This is a genomic window from Serratia sp. CY38905 (genome assembly GCF_052168875.1).
Classification (GTDB): Bacteria; Pseudomonadota; Gammaproteobacteria; order Enterobacterales; family Enterobacteriaceae; genus Serratia; species Serratia sarumanii.
In genome coordinates, this window is the sequence record NZ_JBJNLV010000001.1 from 367,857 (window position 1) to 384,241 (window position 16,385).

Annotated in this window: 15 protein-coding genes; 7 read left to right on the forward strand and 8 right to left on the reverse strand. The window is 60.7% G+C overall.

Annotation, left to right across the window (positions count from 1 at the left end; genetic code table 11):
* Position 1 precedes the first annotated feature (1 nt).
* Entirely contained in the window at positions 2–925 is a 924-nt protein-coding gene (locus ACJ8MK_RS01995) for a DMT family transporter (RefSeq protein WP_033637926.1), read from the reverse strand.
* A 67-nt stretch (positions 926–992) separates the two neighbouring features.
* Between ACJ8MK_RS01995 and ACJ8MK_RS02000 the strand changes: the two genes are divergently transcribed.
* The 5 genes from ACJ8MK_RS02000 to ACJ8MK_RS02020 all read left to right on the forward strand — a co-directional run bounded on the left by ACJ8MK_RS02000 (position 993) and on the right by ACJ8MK_RS02020 (position 5,408).
* Positions 993–1,568 (forward strand): helix-turn-helix domain-containing protein, encoded by a 576-nt coding sequence (locus ACJ8MK_RS02000; protein WP_060445610.1) that lies wholly within the window; start codon positions 993–995, stop codon positions 1,566–1,568.
* A 158-nt stretch (positions 1,569–1,726) separates the two neighbouring features.
* A complete protein-coding gene (gene wrbA / locus ACJ8MK_RS02005; RefSeq protein ID WP_442517459.1) occupies positions 1,727–2,326 on the forward strand; it encodes an NAD(P)H:quinone oxidoreductase in 600 nt (199 codons plus the stop codon).
* Positions 2,327–2,562: 236 nt separating this feature from the next.
* Positions 2,563–2,877: a hypothetical protein gene (locus ACJ8MK_RS02010; protein WP_033646551.1), complete on the forward strand. Its 315-nt coding sequence runs from the start codon at positions 2,563–2,565 to the stop codon at positions 2,875–2,877.
* 117 nt (positions 2,878–2,994) lie between these two features.
* Complete coding sequence (locus tag ACJ8MK_RS02015; RefSeq protein ID WP_033654205.1) at positions 2,995–4,455, forward strand: TrkH family potassium uptake protein; 1,461 nt, start codon at positions 2,995–2,997, stop codon at positions 4,453–4,455.
* 152 nt (positions 4,456–4,607) lie between these two features.
* The gene (locus tag ACJ8MK_RS02020; RefSeq protein WP_015377376.1) at positions 4,608–5,408 is read left to right on the forward strand and encodes a DNA/RNA non-specific endonuclease; all 801 of its coding nucleotides are present in this window, start codon (positions 4,608–4,610) and stop codon (positions 5,406–5,408) included.
* Between the two features lie 49 nt (positions 5,409–5,457).
* Here the strand turns inward: ACJ8MK_RS02020 and ACJ8MK_RS02025 are convergent, their stop codons facing one another.
* Genes ACJ8MK_RS02025 through ACJ8MK_RS02035 form a run of 3 tightly spaced genes read right to left on the reverse strand, consistent with a single transcriptional unit; the run spans position 5,458 to position 10,059 of the window.
* Positions 5,458–8,538, reverse strand: a complete 3,081-nt coding sequence (locus ACJ8MK_RS02025) for a MexW/MexI family multidrug efflux RND transporter permease subunit (protein WP_442517460.1) — start codon at positions 8,536–8,538, stop codon at positions 5,458–5,460.
* A 10-nt stretch (positions 8,539–8,548) separates the two neighbouring features.
* Positions 8,549–9,634: an efflux RND transporter periplasmic adaptor subunit gene (locus ACJ8MK_RS02030; RefSeq protein ID WP_033646555.1), complete on the reverse strand. Its 1,086-nt coding sequence runs from the start codon at positions 9,632–9,634 to the stop codon at positions 8,549–8,551.
* A complete protein-coding gene (locus ACJ8MK_RS02035) occupies positions 9,631–10,059 on the reverse strand; it encodes a DoxX family protein (protein WP_033654208.1) in 429 nt (142 codons plus the stop codon). Before ACJ8MK_RS02035 ends, ACJ8MK_RS02030 begins: the two co-directional genes overlap by 4 nt.
* Positions 10,060–10,203: 144 nt before the next feature.
* Here ACJ8MK_RS02035 and soxR point away from each other — a divergent pair, with 144 nt between their 5' ends.
* The gene (soxR, locus tag ACJ8MK_RS02040; protein WP_033637918.1) at positions 10,204–10,674 is read left to right on the forward strand and encodes a redox-sensitive transcriptional activator SoxR; all 471 of its coding nucleotides are present in this window, start codon (positions 10,204–10,206) and stop codon (positions 10,672–10,674) included.
* Between the two features lie 7 nt (positions 10,675–10,681).
* Here soxR and ACJ8MK_RS02045 read toward each other — a convergent pair whose 3' ends face one another.
* The gene (locus tag ACJ8MK_RS02045) at positions 10,682–11,611 is read right to left on the reverse strand and encodes a LysR substrate-binding domain-containing protein (protein ID WP_103772763.1); all 930 of its coding nucleotides are present in this window, start codon (positions 11,609–11,611) and stop codon (positions 10,682–10,684) included.
* Positions 11,612–11,761: 150 nt separating this feature from the next.
* Between ACJ8MK_RS02045 and ACJ8MK_RS02050 the strand changes: the two genes are divergently transcribed.
* Complete coding sequence (locus tag ACJ8MK_RS02050) at positions 11,762–12,022, forward strand: DUF1471 domain-containing protein (protein ID WP_033637916.1); 261 nt, start codon at positions 11,762–11,764, stop codon at positions 12,020–12,022.
* Between the two features lie 48 nt (positions 12,023–12,070).
* Here ACJ8MK_RS02050 and ACJ8MK_RS02055 read toward each other — a convergent pair whose 3' ends face one another.
* From ACJ8MK_RS02055 to ACJ8MK_RS02065, 3 genes are read right to left on the reverse strand one after another with little or no spacing between them, the layout of a single operon-like run.
* Positions 12,071–13,141 (reverse strand): fimbrial protein, encoded by a 1,071-nt coding sequence (locus tag ACJ8MK_RS02055; protein ID WP_049212751.1) that lies wholly within the window; start codon positions 13,139–13,141, stop codon positions 12,071–12,073.
* Between the two features lie 18 nt (positions 13,142–13,159).
* Entirely contained in the window at positions 13,160–15,652 is a 2,493-nt protein-coding gene (locus tag ACJ8MK_RS02060) for a fimbria/pilus outer membrane usher protein (protein ID WP_103772764.1), read from the reverse strand.
* Between the two features lie 15 nt (positions 15,653–15,667).
* The gene (locus ACJ8MK_RS02065) at positions 15,668–16,363 is read right to left on the reverse strand and encodes a fimbrial biogenesis chaperone (protein WP_033637911.1); all 696 of its coding nucleotides are present in this window, start codon (positions 16,361–16,363) and stop codon (positions 15,668–15,670) included.
* Positions 16,364–16,385: the final 22 nt, after the last annotated feature.

Consider the following 16,385-nt stretch of genomic DNA (forward strand, 5'->3'; position numbering starts at 1 on the left):
GCTAATCCGCTTCCGTCGCCACCGCCGCTTTATCCCTGCGCCGCACGCGCAGCTCGCTGACCACCACCCCGATTACAATCAACGCGCCCCCCAATAACGCCACGCCCGGTAAACGCTCGCCGGCCAACCGCCCGACGATGCCCGCCCAGACCGGTTCGCCGGCGTAAATCACCGTGGCGCGCGTCGGCGAAACGCTGCGCTGCGCCCAGTTCATGGTCAGCTGAATCAAGGCGCTGGCCAGCCCCAGCCCTATGGCGCTGTACAGCAGGTAATCCGAATACGGCGGCGGCGACTCGCCGGTCGGCGCCATCATCAAAAAGGAGGCCAGCGAGGCGGTCGCCAGCTGCACAATGGTCACTCGGCGGATATTGACCTTGCCGGCGAAGGCGCCGATCAGAATGATCTCTGCCGCCATGCCCAGGGTGCCGGCCAGCGTCAGAATTTCACCGAGGCTCAGCGTCATGTCGGTGCTGCTCGGCGCCGCCAGCAGCATCAGGCCGGTGAAGGCCAGCAGAATGCCGATCCACGACATGATGCCGGGGAAGCGCCCCAGCACCAGCCATTGCAACAGAGGCACGATCGGCACGTACATGGCGGTGATAAACGCCGATTGGCTGCTGGTGATGGTCTGTAGGCCGACGGTTTGCATGCTGTAACCGAACATGATCGCCAGCCCGATCAGCACGCCCGCCTTCAGTTCATACCGGGTCAGGCCGCGCAGCACGCGCAGCGAAAACAGCGTCAGCGCCAGCGTGGCGGTGGCGAAACGCAGGCCGACGAAAAAGAACGGCCCGCTGACCTGCATCGCGTGATGCACCGCCAAAAAGGTGCCGCCCCAGATCATGGTGATGAAAATCAACACCGCTTCCGGCAACCTGATTTGCGGAACCACGGCGGAAATAAAGGATTTTTTTGCTGCTGACACCGGCTTGCCCTTCCTGCTGAGTGCAATATAATGCACAGATCCTGCCAGTATGAGATAAAGTCCGGCGATGAGCAATACGGCGCATAACGCAAAAACCGATCCCCCCAAGGTGCTGCAATACCTGAGCAGCAATCTGCGCGGCTACCGCCAACGGGCGGGCCTGAGCCAGATGGCGCTGGCCGAGCTTTCCGGCGTCAGCCGCCGCATGCTGGCGGGCATCGAGGCCGGCGATCGCAACGTCAGCCTGGCGGTGCTCGACAAGATCGCCGCCGCCCTGGCGATTTCCTTTACCGATCTGATCCAGGCGCCGGAGGCGCGCGGCAGCCACATGGTCGGGGAATTGGCCTGGCAAGGCGCGCAGCCGGGCAGCCAGGCGCTGTTCGCCGCCAGTGTGCCGGCACGGCAGCGGGCCGAGCTGTGGGAATGGACGCTGATGCCGGGCGAGCGCTATGACTCTGCGCCGGACGCCGAAGGCTGGAGCGAAATGATCTACGTGATTGCCGGTACCCTGACGCTGGAGCTGGAACAAGGCACGCTGACGCTCAGCGCCGGCGCCGCACAAACCTTCAACAGCGATCAACGCTACGCTTACGCCAACCACGGCGACCTGCCCCTGCGCTTTATCCGCAACGTCGCCTTCTGACTGCCCGCCGCCCCGCGCCGGCACACTGGCGGCGAACAGCGGCTGGCGCACAAGCTGCGGCGCTTGCCCTGAATCCGCCATCCAACAAAACCAAGTTCGTCATTCGCTTCTATGCTTATCAAGGGTTTTTGTTAATCATCTGAGCGGGAGTACGGAACATGACGAAAGTGTTGGTGCTTTATTACTCAATGTACGGCCATATCGAAAGCCTGGCGCAGGCGGTGGCCGAAGGCGCGAATCGGGTTAACGGCGTGGACGTGACGATTAAACGCGTGCCGGAAACCATGACGCCGGAGGCCTTCGCCAAAGCCGGGGGCAAACAACATCAACAGGCGCCGGTCGCCACCCCGCAAGAGCTGGCGGACTATGACGGCATTATCTTCGGCACGCCGACCCGCTTCGGCAATATGGCCGGGCAGATGCGCACCTTCCTCGATCAGACCGGCGGTCTGTGGGCTTCCGGCACGCTGTACGGCAAGGTAGGCAGCGTCTTCTCCTCCACCGGCACCGGCGGCGGCCAGGAACACACCATCAGTTCCACCTGGACCACGCTGGCGCACCACGGTTTCATCATCGTGCCGATCGGCTATGCGACGCCAGAGCTGTTTGACGTTTCGCAGGTGCGCGGCGGCACCCCGTATGGCGCCACCACCATCGCCGGCGCCGACGGCTCGCGCCAGCCGAGCAACGAAGAGCTGACCATTGCCCGCTATCAGGGCGAGCACGTGGCAAAAATCACCGCCAAGCTGAAAAGTTAAGCCCCCTCCTGCGCCTGTGATTCAAAGGGCCGCGCATTCGCACGGCCCCATCTTGTTGCCGACCCGCCGCAAGGTTAGAATGCCCCTCCCCCGGCCATTCAGCGTCTGAAGGCCAGGCCCGAATTCGTTCTGCCCGTCGCTCATCCGCTTTCAGCCCGAGGACGGGCGTTCTGTTTTTTGCGCACAGCGAAGGGAATAAGTCAGTGTCTAAAGATTTTGATGAACTAATAAGAGACATGGATCTTATTATTGAAAATGTAGACAGCTTCAAGGCTCTGGCTCCGCGCGCGCCCGAGCCGGCTCCGGCCCCGCCGCCGCCGGTTCATCACTACGACTCGTTCTGCGAGAACATCGCGCTGAAAGTGGTCTTGAAGGTGCTGCTGTCTTCGGTGGACAAAATAGTCAAAGTGCAGATCGCCAACAAGGTCGAGCAGGAGATTACCCAGATCGAACAGCAGGTGGTGCGCGCCGGCGGCGGCCCGGTGTCGCCGGACGATCTGGCGCAGATGACGCACTATGTGCGCCGTACGGTCAACAACCTGCTGGAATAACGCCCCGCCATACTTATTAGGCGATATGAATTTTTACGTTATTTTTATATCGCCTGCTTTATGCTTGATACACTTCAATAAATTGACGCATTGTCGGCAGGCATTCCGAGCAACAGTATGGTCAGAACCAAACAGATCCTGGTCGTTATTCATCTTTGCAGCTTTTTGGTCCTTCTTTACAGCCTTTCAATGATCCCGCCCCTGCTGATGGGGCTGTTGTATAAAGAAAAAAGCGCCTTCTCATTTTTCTATACCCTGGTGGTGGCCGCCACGCTCGGCGGATTGGGCTGGTTCAGCACCCGGCAGTCGAAAGTGCAGCTGCGCACCCAGGACGGTTTTCTGATCATCGTGATGTTTTGGCTGCTGTTTTCCGCGATCAGCGCCCTGCCGCTGTGGCTGGATGACACGCTGAACGTCCGGCTGGTCGACGCGATGTTTGAGGGAGTCTCCGGCATCACCACCACCGGCGCCTCGGTGCTGAATGACGTCTCGAACGTGCCCAAATCGTTCCTCTATTACCGTTCCCAGCTCAATTTTATCGGCGGCCTCGGGGTTATCGTGTTGGCCGTAGCCGTGCTGCCGCTGCTGGGCATCGGCGGCGCCAAACTTTACCAGTCGGAAATGCCCGGCCCGTTCAAGGAGGAACGCCTGACGCCACGCCTGGCCGATACCTCGAAAAACCTGTGGTTGATCTACCTTGGGCTGGGGTTGGCCTGTACCGTCGCCTTTCGTCTGGCGGGCATGCCGTGGTTCGATGCGCTGTGCCACGGCATTTCCACCGTGTCGCTCGGCGGATTTTCCACCCGTAACGAAAGCCTGGGGTACTACGACAGTTCGGCGGTGGAAATGGTCGGCGGCATTTTCTCTATTCTGGCGGCGGTGAACTTCACGCTCTATTTCATTGCCGTCGGCCGTCGCAGCCTGAAACCGCTGTACCGCAGCCCCGAGCTGCGCTTTTTCCTGTTGATTCTGGCCATCGTCGTGGCGATCGTGTGTATCGAGCTGTACCGCTCGGGCATGTACGGCGTCAAAGACGCCTTCGTGCACGGCTTTTTCCTCACCAGTTCGATGATGACCGACAACGGTCTGGCCATCGCCGATTACACCCGGATCCCGTCCCACACCATCATGCTGCTGCTGGCGGCGAGTTTCTTCGGCGGCTGCGTCGGCTCCACCTGCGGCGGCATTAAAGCGCTGCGCTTTCTGATCATGTACAAACAAAGCCGGCTCGAGATCAACCAGCTGGTGCATCCCAACGCCATGTACACCATCAAGGTCGGCAATGCGCCGATCCAGGATCGGACGCTGCGCTCCGTCTGGAGCTTCTTCTTCCTTTACGTGCTGTTCACCTGTCTGTTTATCTGGCTGCTGAACTTGATGGGCTATGATCTGGTCACCGCTTTCGCCACCGTCGCCGCCTGCATCAACAATATGGGGCTGGGGTACGGAGAAACCGCCGCCGGTTTCGGCACGCTGAACGACGCGGCGAAATGGCTGATGTGCGCCGCCATGCTGCTCGGCCGCCTCGAGATCTATCCGATGTTGATCCTCTGTTCACGCGCGTTTTGGCGTTTTTGATAGTCCGAGCGGCGTACAGGGCGCCGTTCCGCTCTGTCAACGCCGACACATTCACAACATGAATGTGTTGCATTGTTGTATTCGTTTCACTGCGATAAGTTTAATTCACTGTAAATATATACAGTGTTTTTTAACTTATTGAGGATATGAATATGCGTTTTAACAACAAGATGTTGGCCCTGGCCGCCCTGCTGTTCGCCGCGCAGGCGTCGGCCGACACGCTCGAATCCATCGACAACTGCGCGGTCGGCTGCCCGACCGGCGGCAGCAGCAACGTATCGATCGTGCGTCACGCTTATACGTTGAACAACAACAGCACCACCAAGTTCGCCAACTGGGTGGCCTATCACATCACCAAAGACACGCCGGCCAGCGGCAAGACGCGCAACTGGAAAACCGATCCGGCGCTCAACCCGGCGGACACTTTGGCCCCCGCCGATTACACCGGCGCCAATGCGGCGTTGAAGGTCGATCGCGGTCATCAGGCGCCGCTGGCCTCGCTGGCGGGCGTTTCCGACTGGGAGTCGCTGAACTACCTGTCCAACATCACGCCGCAAAAGTCCGATCTGAACCAGGGCGCCTGGGCGCGGCTGGAAGATCAGGAACGCAAGCTGATCGATCGCGCCGATATCTCCTCGGTCTATACCGTGACCGGCCCGCTGTATGAGCGCGATATGGGCAAACTGCCGGGCACCCAGAAAGCGCACACCATCCCCAGCGCCTACTGGAAAGTGATTTTCATCAACAACAGCCCGGCGGTGAACCACTATGCCGCTTTCCTGTTCGATCAGAACACGCCGAAGGGCGCCGATTTTTGCCAATTCCGCGTGACGGTGGACGAGATCGAGAAACGCACCGGTCTGATCATCTGGGCCGGTCTGCCGGACGACGTGCAGGCCTCGCTGAAGAGCAAGCCCGGCGTCCTGCCGGAATTGATGGGCTGCAAAAACTGACGAAAAAACCCGCCGCGGCGGGTTTATTTTTCATACGGGCGCCGGCGGTTTATTCCGTCAGCGCCTTTTGCGCCGCGGCCAGTTCACGCTGCCGGGGCGACGCCACCGCGTGATCGCGCGCCAGCAGCGTATACACTGTCGGCAACACAAACAGGGTGAACAGCGTGCCCACCAGCATGCCGGATACGATCACCAGCCCCAGGCCGAAGCGGCTGGCGGCGCCGGCGCCGCTGGCGAACAGCAGCGGAATCAAGCCGAACACCATCGCCCCGGTGGTCATCAACACCGGCCGCAGGCGAATTTGCGCCGCCTGCAAAATCGCGGCGCGCCGCGTCAGCCCCTGATGCATCTGCAACTCGTTGGCGAACTCCACCATCAAAATGCCGTGCTTGCTGATCAGCCCGATCAGGGTCACCAGCCCGACCTGGGTATAGATGTTCATCGTGGCGTAGCCCAGCGCCAGCGGCAGCAAGGCGCCGCAGATCGACAGCGGCACGGTGATGAGGATGATCAGCGGATCTTTCAGGCTCTCGTACTGCGCCGCCAGCACCAGATAGATGATCACCAACGCCGCCAGGAACGCGAATGCCAGCGCGCTGCCTTCCTGGGTATATTGGCGCGAATCCCCCTGCCAGTCGTGGCTAAACTCGGCCGGCAGCGCATTGGCCTGCCGTTCGAGGAAGGCCACCGCTTCGCCCATCGAAACGCCGGGCGCGGGAATGGCCTGCAGGGTGGCGGCGTTCTGCTGGTTGAACTGGGTCAGCTTGTTTGGCTCGACCTTAACGGCCACCGACACCACGGTGGAGAGCGGCACCAGCGTATTGTCCTGCGTGCGGACGTACTGTCGCGCCAGCGCCTGCGGCGTCAGCCGCTGTTCGCGCAGGCTCTGCGGGATCACGTCATAGGCGCGGCCGTCCATGCCGAAGCGGTTGAGGTAGTTTTCCCCCACCAGCACCGCCAGCGATTCGCCGATGTCGCTCATGCGGATCCCCAGACTGTTGGCCTTGGCGCGATCGATATGCACCTCCGCCAGCGGGTTGTTGTAGTCCAGATCGCTGTCCACCACCATAAACAGGCCGCTGTTTCTGGCGTTCTGCTTCACCTCTTCCAGGGTGCGATACAGCTGCGGGTAGTCCTGCGGCGTGCGCAGCACCATCTGCACCGGCAGCCCGCCGGTGGAGCCCGGCAAGGCGGGCAGTTGGAAGGCGAAAATGCTGGTGCCTTCGACGTCATTCACCGCCTGCTGCAGATCGGCCTGCACCGCCGACGCCGAGCGCTGGCGCGCCTGCCACAGCGTCAGGTTGATGCCGCCGATGCCGGACGCCGTGCCGTCGCTGCCGTTGATGATCCAGCGGCTTTCGGTTTCCGGCATGCGGTTGTAAACCTCGTCCAGCTTGTAGGCAAAGCGTTCGACATAGTTCAGGTTGGCGTGCTGCGGTGCCTTGATGGCGGTCAGTACGATGGCCTGATCCTCGGTCGGCGCCAGCTCGCGCTGCGGCATCAGGTACAATAGCGGCAGGCTGATCATCACCAGCAACGCCAGCGCGCCGGTCAACCAACGGTGGCGCAGCGAAAAATCCAGCGCGCGCGCATAGCGCCGCGTCAGACCGCCGAAGAACCACTCGGCGGCGTGCGCCACGCGCCCTTCGCTCTGTTTGGCCGGCAGCAGGAGCGAGCTCATCACCGGCGACAGCGTCAGCGCCACCACGCCGGACACCACTACCGCCCCGGCCAGCGTCAATGCAAACTCGCGAAACAGCGCGCCGGTCAGCCCGCCCATCAGGCCGATCGGCGCATAGACCGCCGCCAACGTCAGGGTCATGGCGATCACCGGCCCCGCCACCTCGCGCGCGCCGATCATCGCCGCCGCCAGCGGCGTTTTCCCCTCTTCGATATGACGATGCACGTTCTCCACCACCACGATGGCGTCGTCCACCACCAGGCCGATCGCCAGAACCATCGCCAGCAGCGTCAGCAAATTGACGCTGAAGCCGAAGGCCAACATCAGCCCGGCAGCGCCAAGGATCGACAGCGGAATGGTCACCACCGGGATCAACACGGTGCGCAGCGACCCCAGACACAGGTAGATCACCGCCACCACGATCACCAGCGCTTCAAGCAGGGTATGCACCACTTCATCGATCGAGGCCTGAATAAAGCGCGCGGTTTCGAACGCCAGCGCCATCTTCACGCCCGGCGGCTGCATCTTGTCGATCGCCGGCATCAGGTGACGAATGCCGTCGACGATCACCAGCGGGTTGCCGGTCGGCGTAGGGAAGACGCCGAGGAACACCGCCGGTTCGCCATCCATCAGGGCGCTGGTTTCCGTGGCCGCGGCGCCCAGCTCCACGGTGCCGACGTCTTTTAAACGCACCAGGCCATTGCCGTCGTTGCGCACCACCAGATTGCGAAATTCCTCAACGCTGGTGAGATCGGTATTCACCCGCACGTTGGCAACCACATACTGCCCTTTCACCTTGCCCGGCGCCGCCTGGTAGTTGTTGCGCCGCACCGCGTCGGCCACGTCGGCGGCAGTCAGGCCGCGGCCGGCCAGCCGATCGCTGTCCAGCCACAGGCGCATCGCCATTTTTTGCCCGCCGAACACTTCCACCTTGGCGACGCCGTCGATGGTGGTGAACATCGGCTCCACCACCCGCGTCAGGTATTCGCTCAGCGCCGGCGTGGACAGCGTTTTACTGGAAAAGCCGACATAGGCCACGGCGGTGGCCTCACCGGCAGAGCGCTCAATCACCGGATCGTAAGCCTGCTCCGGCAGCTTGTAGCGCACCTGATTGACCTTGGCCATCACTTCGGTCAGCGCCTGGGTGGAGTCGCGGTTCAGCACCATGCGCACCGTCACCACGCTGCGCCCCTGCACCGAAGAGGAAGAAAGGTAGTCAACGCCCTCGACGGAGGACACCGCCTGGGCGATCGGCTGCGTGACAAAGCCCTGCATCAGCTCGGACGACGCGCCGGGATAGTCGGTGCTGATGGTGATGGTCGAGTTTTCCAGCAGCGGGTATTGGCGGATCGGCAACTTGCTGAGCGCCAGCGCGCCGAACAGCAGGATCAGGGTGCTGACCACCAGCGCCAGCACCGGCCGGCGCACGAACAGATCGGTAAATGTCATCGGTCTCTCCTCAGGAACCGGCCTGGGCGGCGTTCAGGGTATCCTGCGCCACCGGCTCGGCCGCCATGCCGTCGCTCAGCTTGAGCTGGCCCGAAGTCACCACCCGATCGCCTTCCTGCAGGCCATTGACGATCTCGACGCGCCCGTCGTTGCGCTCACCCACGGTGACCGAAACGCGCTTGACCGTCATGCCCTTTTCACCCTGCTGGGCCAGAAACACGGTATCGCCGTAGGCCGTGTAGGTCAGCGCCGTTTCCGGCACCGTCAGCACCGCCACGCGCTGCTGCTGCGTGACGCGAATGCCGGCGTACATGCCGGCCTTCAGCAATCCCTCACGGTTGGTCAACGTCGCCTGCACCTGCACGGTGCGGGATTTGCCGATCATCGGGTCGATAGCGGTAATGACGGCGGGGAAAGCGCGATCGGGATACGCCCCAACCTGCACCGACACCGCCTGGCCTGGCGCCAACCCGGCGCTGCTTTGTTCGTCCAGCGAAAAGTTGACGCGCAGCGTATCGGCGTCCACCAGGTTCGCCACCGCCTCGGCGGCGTTAAGATATTGCCCTTCATGCACGCGGCGAATGCCGATGACGCCGGAAAACGGCGCGCGGATCGCCTTCTGCGCAATTTTGGCCTGCGTTTCCCGCACCGCGCCAAGCGCCATATCCCGCTCGGCCAGCGCATCGTCCAACTGTTGCCGCGCAGTGGCGTTGAGGTTCATCAGTTTTCGCATGCGCCCCAGCAGCAGATCGGCGTTGCGCAATTGCGCCTGCAGACGCACCAGCTCAGCCTGTTCGACCGCATCGTTGAGCTGCACCAGCAACTGCCCCTGCCGCACCGTTTGGCCGGATTCGAACAGGATACGCGTGATGCGGCCGCTGGTTTCCGCCGCCACCTCCACCTGGCTGGCCGCCTCCAGCTCGCCCACGCCGGCGTAGCTGCGCGCCGCCTGTTCACGCAGTGCGGGCGCCAGCGCCACTTTCACCGGCGGATAGGCCGGCGCGCCTTCGCTTTGCCGCGCGGTGGAACGCATCGCTACCGCAGCGACGACGAGTACCGCCAGCAGCGCCGCGATAATGAGATATCGTTTCATCATGCAGCCTCACGCGTGTTGGCCAGACGTTGACGCAAACGGCTGGCGATGGCCGTCACCCACAGCCCGCCGATCACCGTGATGTGTTCCAGCGCGAAGTAGAGAGAAATCTGCATATTGGGAGCGGACATATTCCAGAAGGTGTGGACGATCGCGATAGTCAGGATCAGAAACACCGACAGCATGCCGGCGCCCAGCCACACCCACCGGTTCAGCAGGATCAATACCGAACCTGTCAGCAGCACCGCCGCCGACGCCAGGTTGAACAGCCAGGCCGGATGCAAACCGGCGGCGCGCATCTCCGCCAGGCTCCCTTCGATGTCGAACAGCTTGGCGAGCCCCGACGAGATGAAAATCACCATCAAGCACAGACGTGCGAGCAGCCAAAGCCAATAACTGTCCAGAGCGGTGTTGATAAAGCGTTGCATAACGGTTTCTTCCTGATTTTACAGCCAAAGACATCCTTCTCCCCAATAAGACGGGGGCAGGTCTCGAGAGATGCCGGTTGCCAAGCCCGGCAGGCTGAACTATAAAACCTCAGGTTAACTTGAGGTCAAGTTGAGGAAGATAAAATGGCAAGAAATGAACCGATTGACGCCAATCGGCTATTGACCGTCGGGGAAGTGGCGAAACGCAGCGGCGTGGCGATATCCGCGCTGCACTTCTACGAGAGTAAAGGGCTGATTCAGGCGACGCGCAACGCCGGCAATCAGCGGCGTTATCCGTCGGTGGTATTGCGCTATATCGCGGTGATCAAGATCGCACAGCGCGCGGGCATTCCGCTGGAAGAGATCCGCGCCGCGCTGAGCCGTTTCCCCATCGGCAGCAAGCTGACCTCAGAACAATGGGGAGTGCTGTCCTCCGCCTGGCGCAAAACGCTGGATGAGCGTATTCAACGGCTGACGGTACTACGCGACCATCTCGATAGCTGCATCGGCTGCGGCTGCCTGTCGCTCGCCGACTGCCCGCTGCGCAACCCGAACGATATATTGGGCCGGCAAGGAGCCGGCGCGCATATTTTCGAACACCCGGATGGGCAGTGACAGGCGGCTAGGCAACCGGCATCATCGAGAGGCGGCGATTGGCTTCGGCGAATACCGCGACGCTGTGATCGATAAACGCCCGCACCGGCGGCAACAGGCCTTTGCCGCTGGTGAACACCAGATGAACAATGCTGCTCGGCGCACGCCACTGTGGCAGCAGACGCAGCAGTTGACCCGTTCGCAATTCGTTGGCACACAAATGGATCGGCAAAAACGCGACGCCCATCCCGGCAATCGCCGCACTATGCAACGTGCTGTAATCCCCGCAACACAGCCGGGGGACGTGTACGAAAGTACGTTGATTGCCTGCAATATCCTCGAATTCCCATCGATCGCGATCCAGCCACTCCCCCATCGACAACGTCGGCAAGCTGGCCAGCTGTTCGAACGACTGCGGTAAGCCGCCGGCTTTCTCCACCAGCTGCGCGCCGGCGACCAAAATGCGTTGCCGTACGCCAAGATCGCGCTTTATCAATGATTGATCCTGGTCGAAATGACTCGTAATGCGAAACGCCACATCGATCTTTTCGTTGATCAGATCCACATGGCGCTCATGGATCAACAGTTGTACGCGCACGTCCGGGTAACGCGCCATAAACCCCAACAGCAGATGGGAATTATAATACTGCATCAAACCGGGCGGCGAACTGATGCGCAGGCAGCCGCTCACTTCGTCGCGCGCACGGGCGACAATGGCATCGGCCGCCTCCAACCGCTCGATAATCGCCTCACACTGCCGATACACATCGCGGCCAATATCCGTGACGCGGAAACTGCGCGTCGAACGTTCGATTAACCGCGCACCGTAACTCGCCTCCAGACGAGCCACGCGTTTGCTGAGTTTGGATTTGGCTTCGCCGCTCGCCCGCTCGGCTGCGGCGAAACCACCATGTCGCACCACCAAAGCAAACAGTTGAAGATCGTTCAAATCCTGCATGCCCCCTCCTTATCGTTTCCAGTTTGGAAACGATGCATTACGCTTTCAGGCACTACCGCGCCGGCACCTCGCTGCTTATCCTTTAGCATAACGAAACAAAAAGATTCAACCATAGCAAAGAACAAGCGTATTGCGCTTGGGGAGAACATCATGAAGAACGTCATGTTGAAAACGATGCTGCTAGGGGCTTTTGTCTTTTCAGGCGCAACAGTCGCGGCAACGCAAATCAATAGTCAACAGGCGGACGCCCTGACGCCGCGCCAGGTGATTACCGTTAGCGGTGCCGCGAATCTGAGCGATGCGGAAAAGATGTTGGCGGACAAAACCGCCAAGGCTGGCGCCCGTTACTACAAAATCATCGCGATCGTAGGCAATAACAAGCTGCACGCCAGCGCGATGACTTATCAATAACCAACCCCGGCAGCGGCGGCTGCCGGTTTTTTTGCACCAACCCATTCATCAGGGATAAATAATGTTCAGCGTGGCCGAGGTGTTGATTTCACCCTGCGTCACGCCATCGCGCTGATAAGGGTAATAATAAGCGCCCATGCCGATGATAAAGTGACTGTTCAGGCTGCCGCCGGCGGCGACGTGAAACAATGAGGTGGCGCTGCCGCGATCGACATTGGAGGGCGACAGTACCACCGGCGAGCTCGGCATATCGCGTTTGACCAGGCGCAGCCCCACCCCTTGCGCGCCGCCCGCGTTGGCATTGGTCAGCACGCTGGCGTCGGAGGCCAGCAGGTTATTGCTGGACAGGAACATCTCGACGGTGCGATCGGCGATGCCTTCCTGCTGCATGTTCTGGCAGCTGATGTTCAGCGAGAACGGCGTGTAGCCGGGTTGGTTGTTATTCAGCACCTGCGCCACGCCCATTTTCGGCAATCTGACCGTCAGGCCGGCGTTGTCGAAACGGCAGGTGGTGGTTTTGGGCGCGTATTTGATGTTCATCGGCTGGCCGTACATATCGCGTTCGTCATATGGCCAGTTGCCGGTCAGGAGCCAACTGAGTATTTTCCCGACTTGCTGCAACAGCCAAATCGGCAATTCCCATATCTTTATGCCGGTAATGTCCGAGACCATCAGCGCGTCATCCAGCATCAGCGTATCCCCCGGCACCACACGGCCATTTTTGGGCTTCGATTCTAATGAGTAGCGCACGGTCATCGGCGTATTTAACTCGGCGGCGGAATGTTCGCCGCGCTTTGACAGTTCACGATCGCCAATCTTATTGACGATTTGCGCGCGTATCCACTGCGTGCCGTTGTTAAAACCAAAAATAGCCGCATTCTTATTATCGGGCGACAGCTTGAGCGTATAGGTAAATTTGCTCTTTGAAGAACTGCAGTCAAAAGTGCCGACATATTGGGTGCTGTATTGCTCCTCCCACACCGGGGTGTTGGCATTCAGCTTATCGGAGAGATCGACATTCAAAGCCGGTGCAAATGAGATCCCTTTGCCAAAACAGGTGGCATAACTATAGCCGCTGAACAACCCGGACAGCAGCAGCAAAAAAATCAGCCTGATCATAGGTTCGGTTATCCTGTATTAGCGGCAAACGCCGGGCGACGCGTCGAGCGCCAGAGTCGGTTTGGCGATGCGGCAACGGCCGTCGCGCAGTTGCACCGTCAACGCCGTTGGCGGCTGTTCGACGCGCAGGTACAGCACGCTGGCCTGGCCGACAAAGCCTATCGACCGGCCGTTTTCATCCAGCACTTCGGCGCCGAACGGCAGCGGTGCACCATCGGCGCGCTGCGCCCGCAGCTGGAATGGCTGACGTTGATCGGTTTCGAATTTCAGGTAGCTGACCGCGCCGTAGTAAGGCACGTGGTTGGCGACGTTGCCGCTGATTTCCGCCCCGCTGCTGTGGCCGGTATCCGACAGCGTGACCGAGTTTTGCCGGTATGGCGTGGCATAGGGCACCAGCGCCAGGCCCTGGGCGTTGGTCACGATGCTTTCGTCGCCGTTGACCATCAGCCCTTCGGCCTGCGGCGCCTCGACCACCGTCATGGTGTTGCCGATTTCGTTCGACGCCAGCACATGCCAGGGGATCGCCACCAGGCTGCCGCGCGCGCTGAGGCCACTCTGGCGATAATCGTTGCCTTCGCTGTAGGAGACGCCAAGCGTCGAGACACGGGTGCGGTAGGCCGCATTGACAGCGGCCATGTTGTCGCCGCCGCTGCGATTGCTGCCGTTCAGCGAGTAGCTCAGACGGTTGGACTCCAGCGCGTTGCCGCTCAGGCTGACCGTGCTCTGCTGATAGTGAGAGTCCGTCGCCGACAGGCCGGTGCTGAGGTAGGCGTTGTTGTCGAACACCGACAGCGGCAGGCTGAACGACAGGTAATAACGCGTCTCTTCCTCACGCTGGCTGTTGCGCACCCGACTGGCGGAAACGGAGTAGCTGACGCGCCCCAGATTGTTGGAGTACCCCAACTGGTATTCGCGGCTTTTCGCGTTGGCCGTCCAGTAATCGCGCTGGGAGCCGGAGAAGAACAGCGTGCCCCACCCTTCGTTAAGACGCTGGTTCAGGTTAAGCGTAAAGGTATTTTTCGGCCGGGCGGACCGCAGCGCATCCCAGGTGTTCATATCCAGTTCGGACAAACCCTCCTCGTCGCGCCAGCGGTCAAACTGCCGTTCCAGCTGGCGGTAACCGTCATTAGAGTAAATGGCGTCGGTAAAGCTGTAGTAACCGCGGGTGGAGTAACGGTAGGCCGCCAGCGTGAAGTTGGTCGCGGTGGCATCGAGAAATTTACTGTAGGCGATACGGAAGCTCTGCCCGCTTTCACGGCGGTTTTTCAGGCGGGTATCGGCATGCGTCAGGTCGATGGACACCGCCCCTATCGGCAGGTTCCAGCCGCTGCCGAGCAGCCAGGCCTGATAGTCGTCGCTCAAAATGCTGCCGGCATAGCCGGTTACCAGGTTGTTGAAACCGTACTGCAGGGTGCCCTGCACAAAGCCGGGATCGTAATCGGTATTGCTTTCGTTCACCTTGCCGGCCAGCACGCTGTATTGGCTGACGCCCTGTTTCAACATGTTGGGTACGGCGGAAAACGGCACGCTGAACGACTGTTCACGCCCATCCGCCTCTTTGACCGTTACCCACAGATCGCCCGCCGAGCCGGTCGGCTGAATGCTGTCGAGGGTAAAGGCGCCCGGCGGCACGTTTTCCTGGTAGATCACGTTGCCGTTCTGCACCACTTTCACCAGGGCGTTGGTTTGCGCCACGCCCCGCACGATCGGTGAAAAGCCCTGCTGCGAGTTGGGGCGCATGCTGATGTCCGACGCCAGCGCCACCCCGCGGATGCGCACCGAGTCGAACAGATCCCCCGGCGAATAAAAATCGCCGGCGGTCAGGTTGGATTTGATGTCGGCGAAGCCGCGCTGCAGATAGCGCGTGTTGTTCTGCCAGTGGCTCCCCCGCCCGCTGCCGTGGCGAAAGCTGCTGCTGTCGCGAAATTGCCAACCGGCCAGATTGATCCCGGATTCCAGCCCGGTATAAAAATCGTCGTTGTTGCTGCGATTGCCGTCGCCGCGCGCCTCGGCGTGGTAGTACGTCGCGTTGTAGGCCAGCGTCAATGCGGAGATGCCGCGATTCCAGAAGGCCGGATCCACGTATCCCGCCTCCGATCGGTTGACCCGCGCCTGCGGCACCGTCAGCCGCAGGCTCAGCGCGCCGACGTCCATATCGAACCGGCCGCCCTGCACCAGCGTAGCGATCGACAGCGTCGTCTGGGGCGCCTGAGACGTCGGCAATTGACTCAGATCGATGCCCAGCCGCTGCGCATCCTGGTAGTCGATTTGGACATCGTCGCGTTGGGTGCCAAACAGCAGCGCATAGCGCCCTTTCCAGTCATGGTTGACATACACATCGATCTCCTGCCGGCCGGCAGGCATGTCATTATTGAGGTAAAAACGCGAGAGATCGGAATCGCGCGATTCGCCGGCCAACAGCGACGTATCGAACGTCACCGCCCAGGCCGTATCCGGCAACAAGAATGAAGAGGCGGTCAGCAGCGAGAGGACTTTTTTATTCAGCTTCATTGTTGTTCTTTCAGGTTAGTGTGCGGTGATGGCTTTAGACTTGTAAGCCCCCAGATCGTCGATATACATCAGGTCATAACGGGCGTTTTTGCTGACCGCTCGTTTGCTGGCGGCAAACTGGGTGGAAAACGGCGCGACCATCAGCGAATCAACCAGCAGATGCTTGTCCGCACCCTGGCCTATATTCGCTACCGTAATGAAATACGGGCTTTTATTGATGACGTTGAAGCCTTTGCCATTGGCTTGCAGCGTCAGTTCTTCCAACGCATTTTCCACGCCGCGGGTTAACGCCTGCGGGCGGTAGAACAGTTTGATGCGCGACTTGATCGCCAGCTGCAGCGTATTGGTGCCCTGCAGGTTTTCCGGCGTCGGCGGGATATCCAGCACGTTGAGGTAGAACACCGATTCACGATCCGCCGCCAACGCGGCGCCAACTTTCTGAATACGCAGCTGCTGCCCGCTGTTGCCGTTCACTTTCACCACCGGCGGCGACAGCAAAAACGGCACATTGGCGGTTTCCGGGGTGGAATTGATATCGCCGTCGTCGATCCAGGCCTGAACCAGCGAGGGGTCGGTACCGTTATTCAGCAATTGGACAATCACGTCCTTGTTGTTTGCCGGGTAGATCACCCGCGTGCCGTTAACCACCACATTGGCCTGCGCGCCAACGGAACCCAGCAACAGCGCCGCTATCATCATGTATTTTTTCATCGTTCCCCCGGGTGGCCAGGCC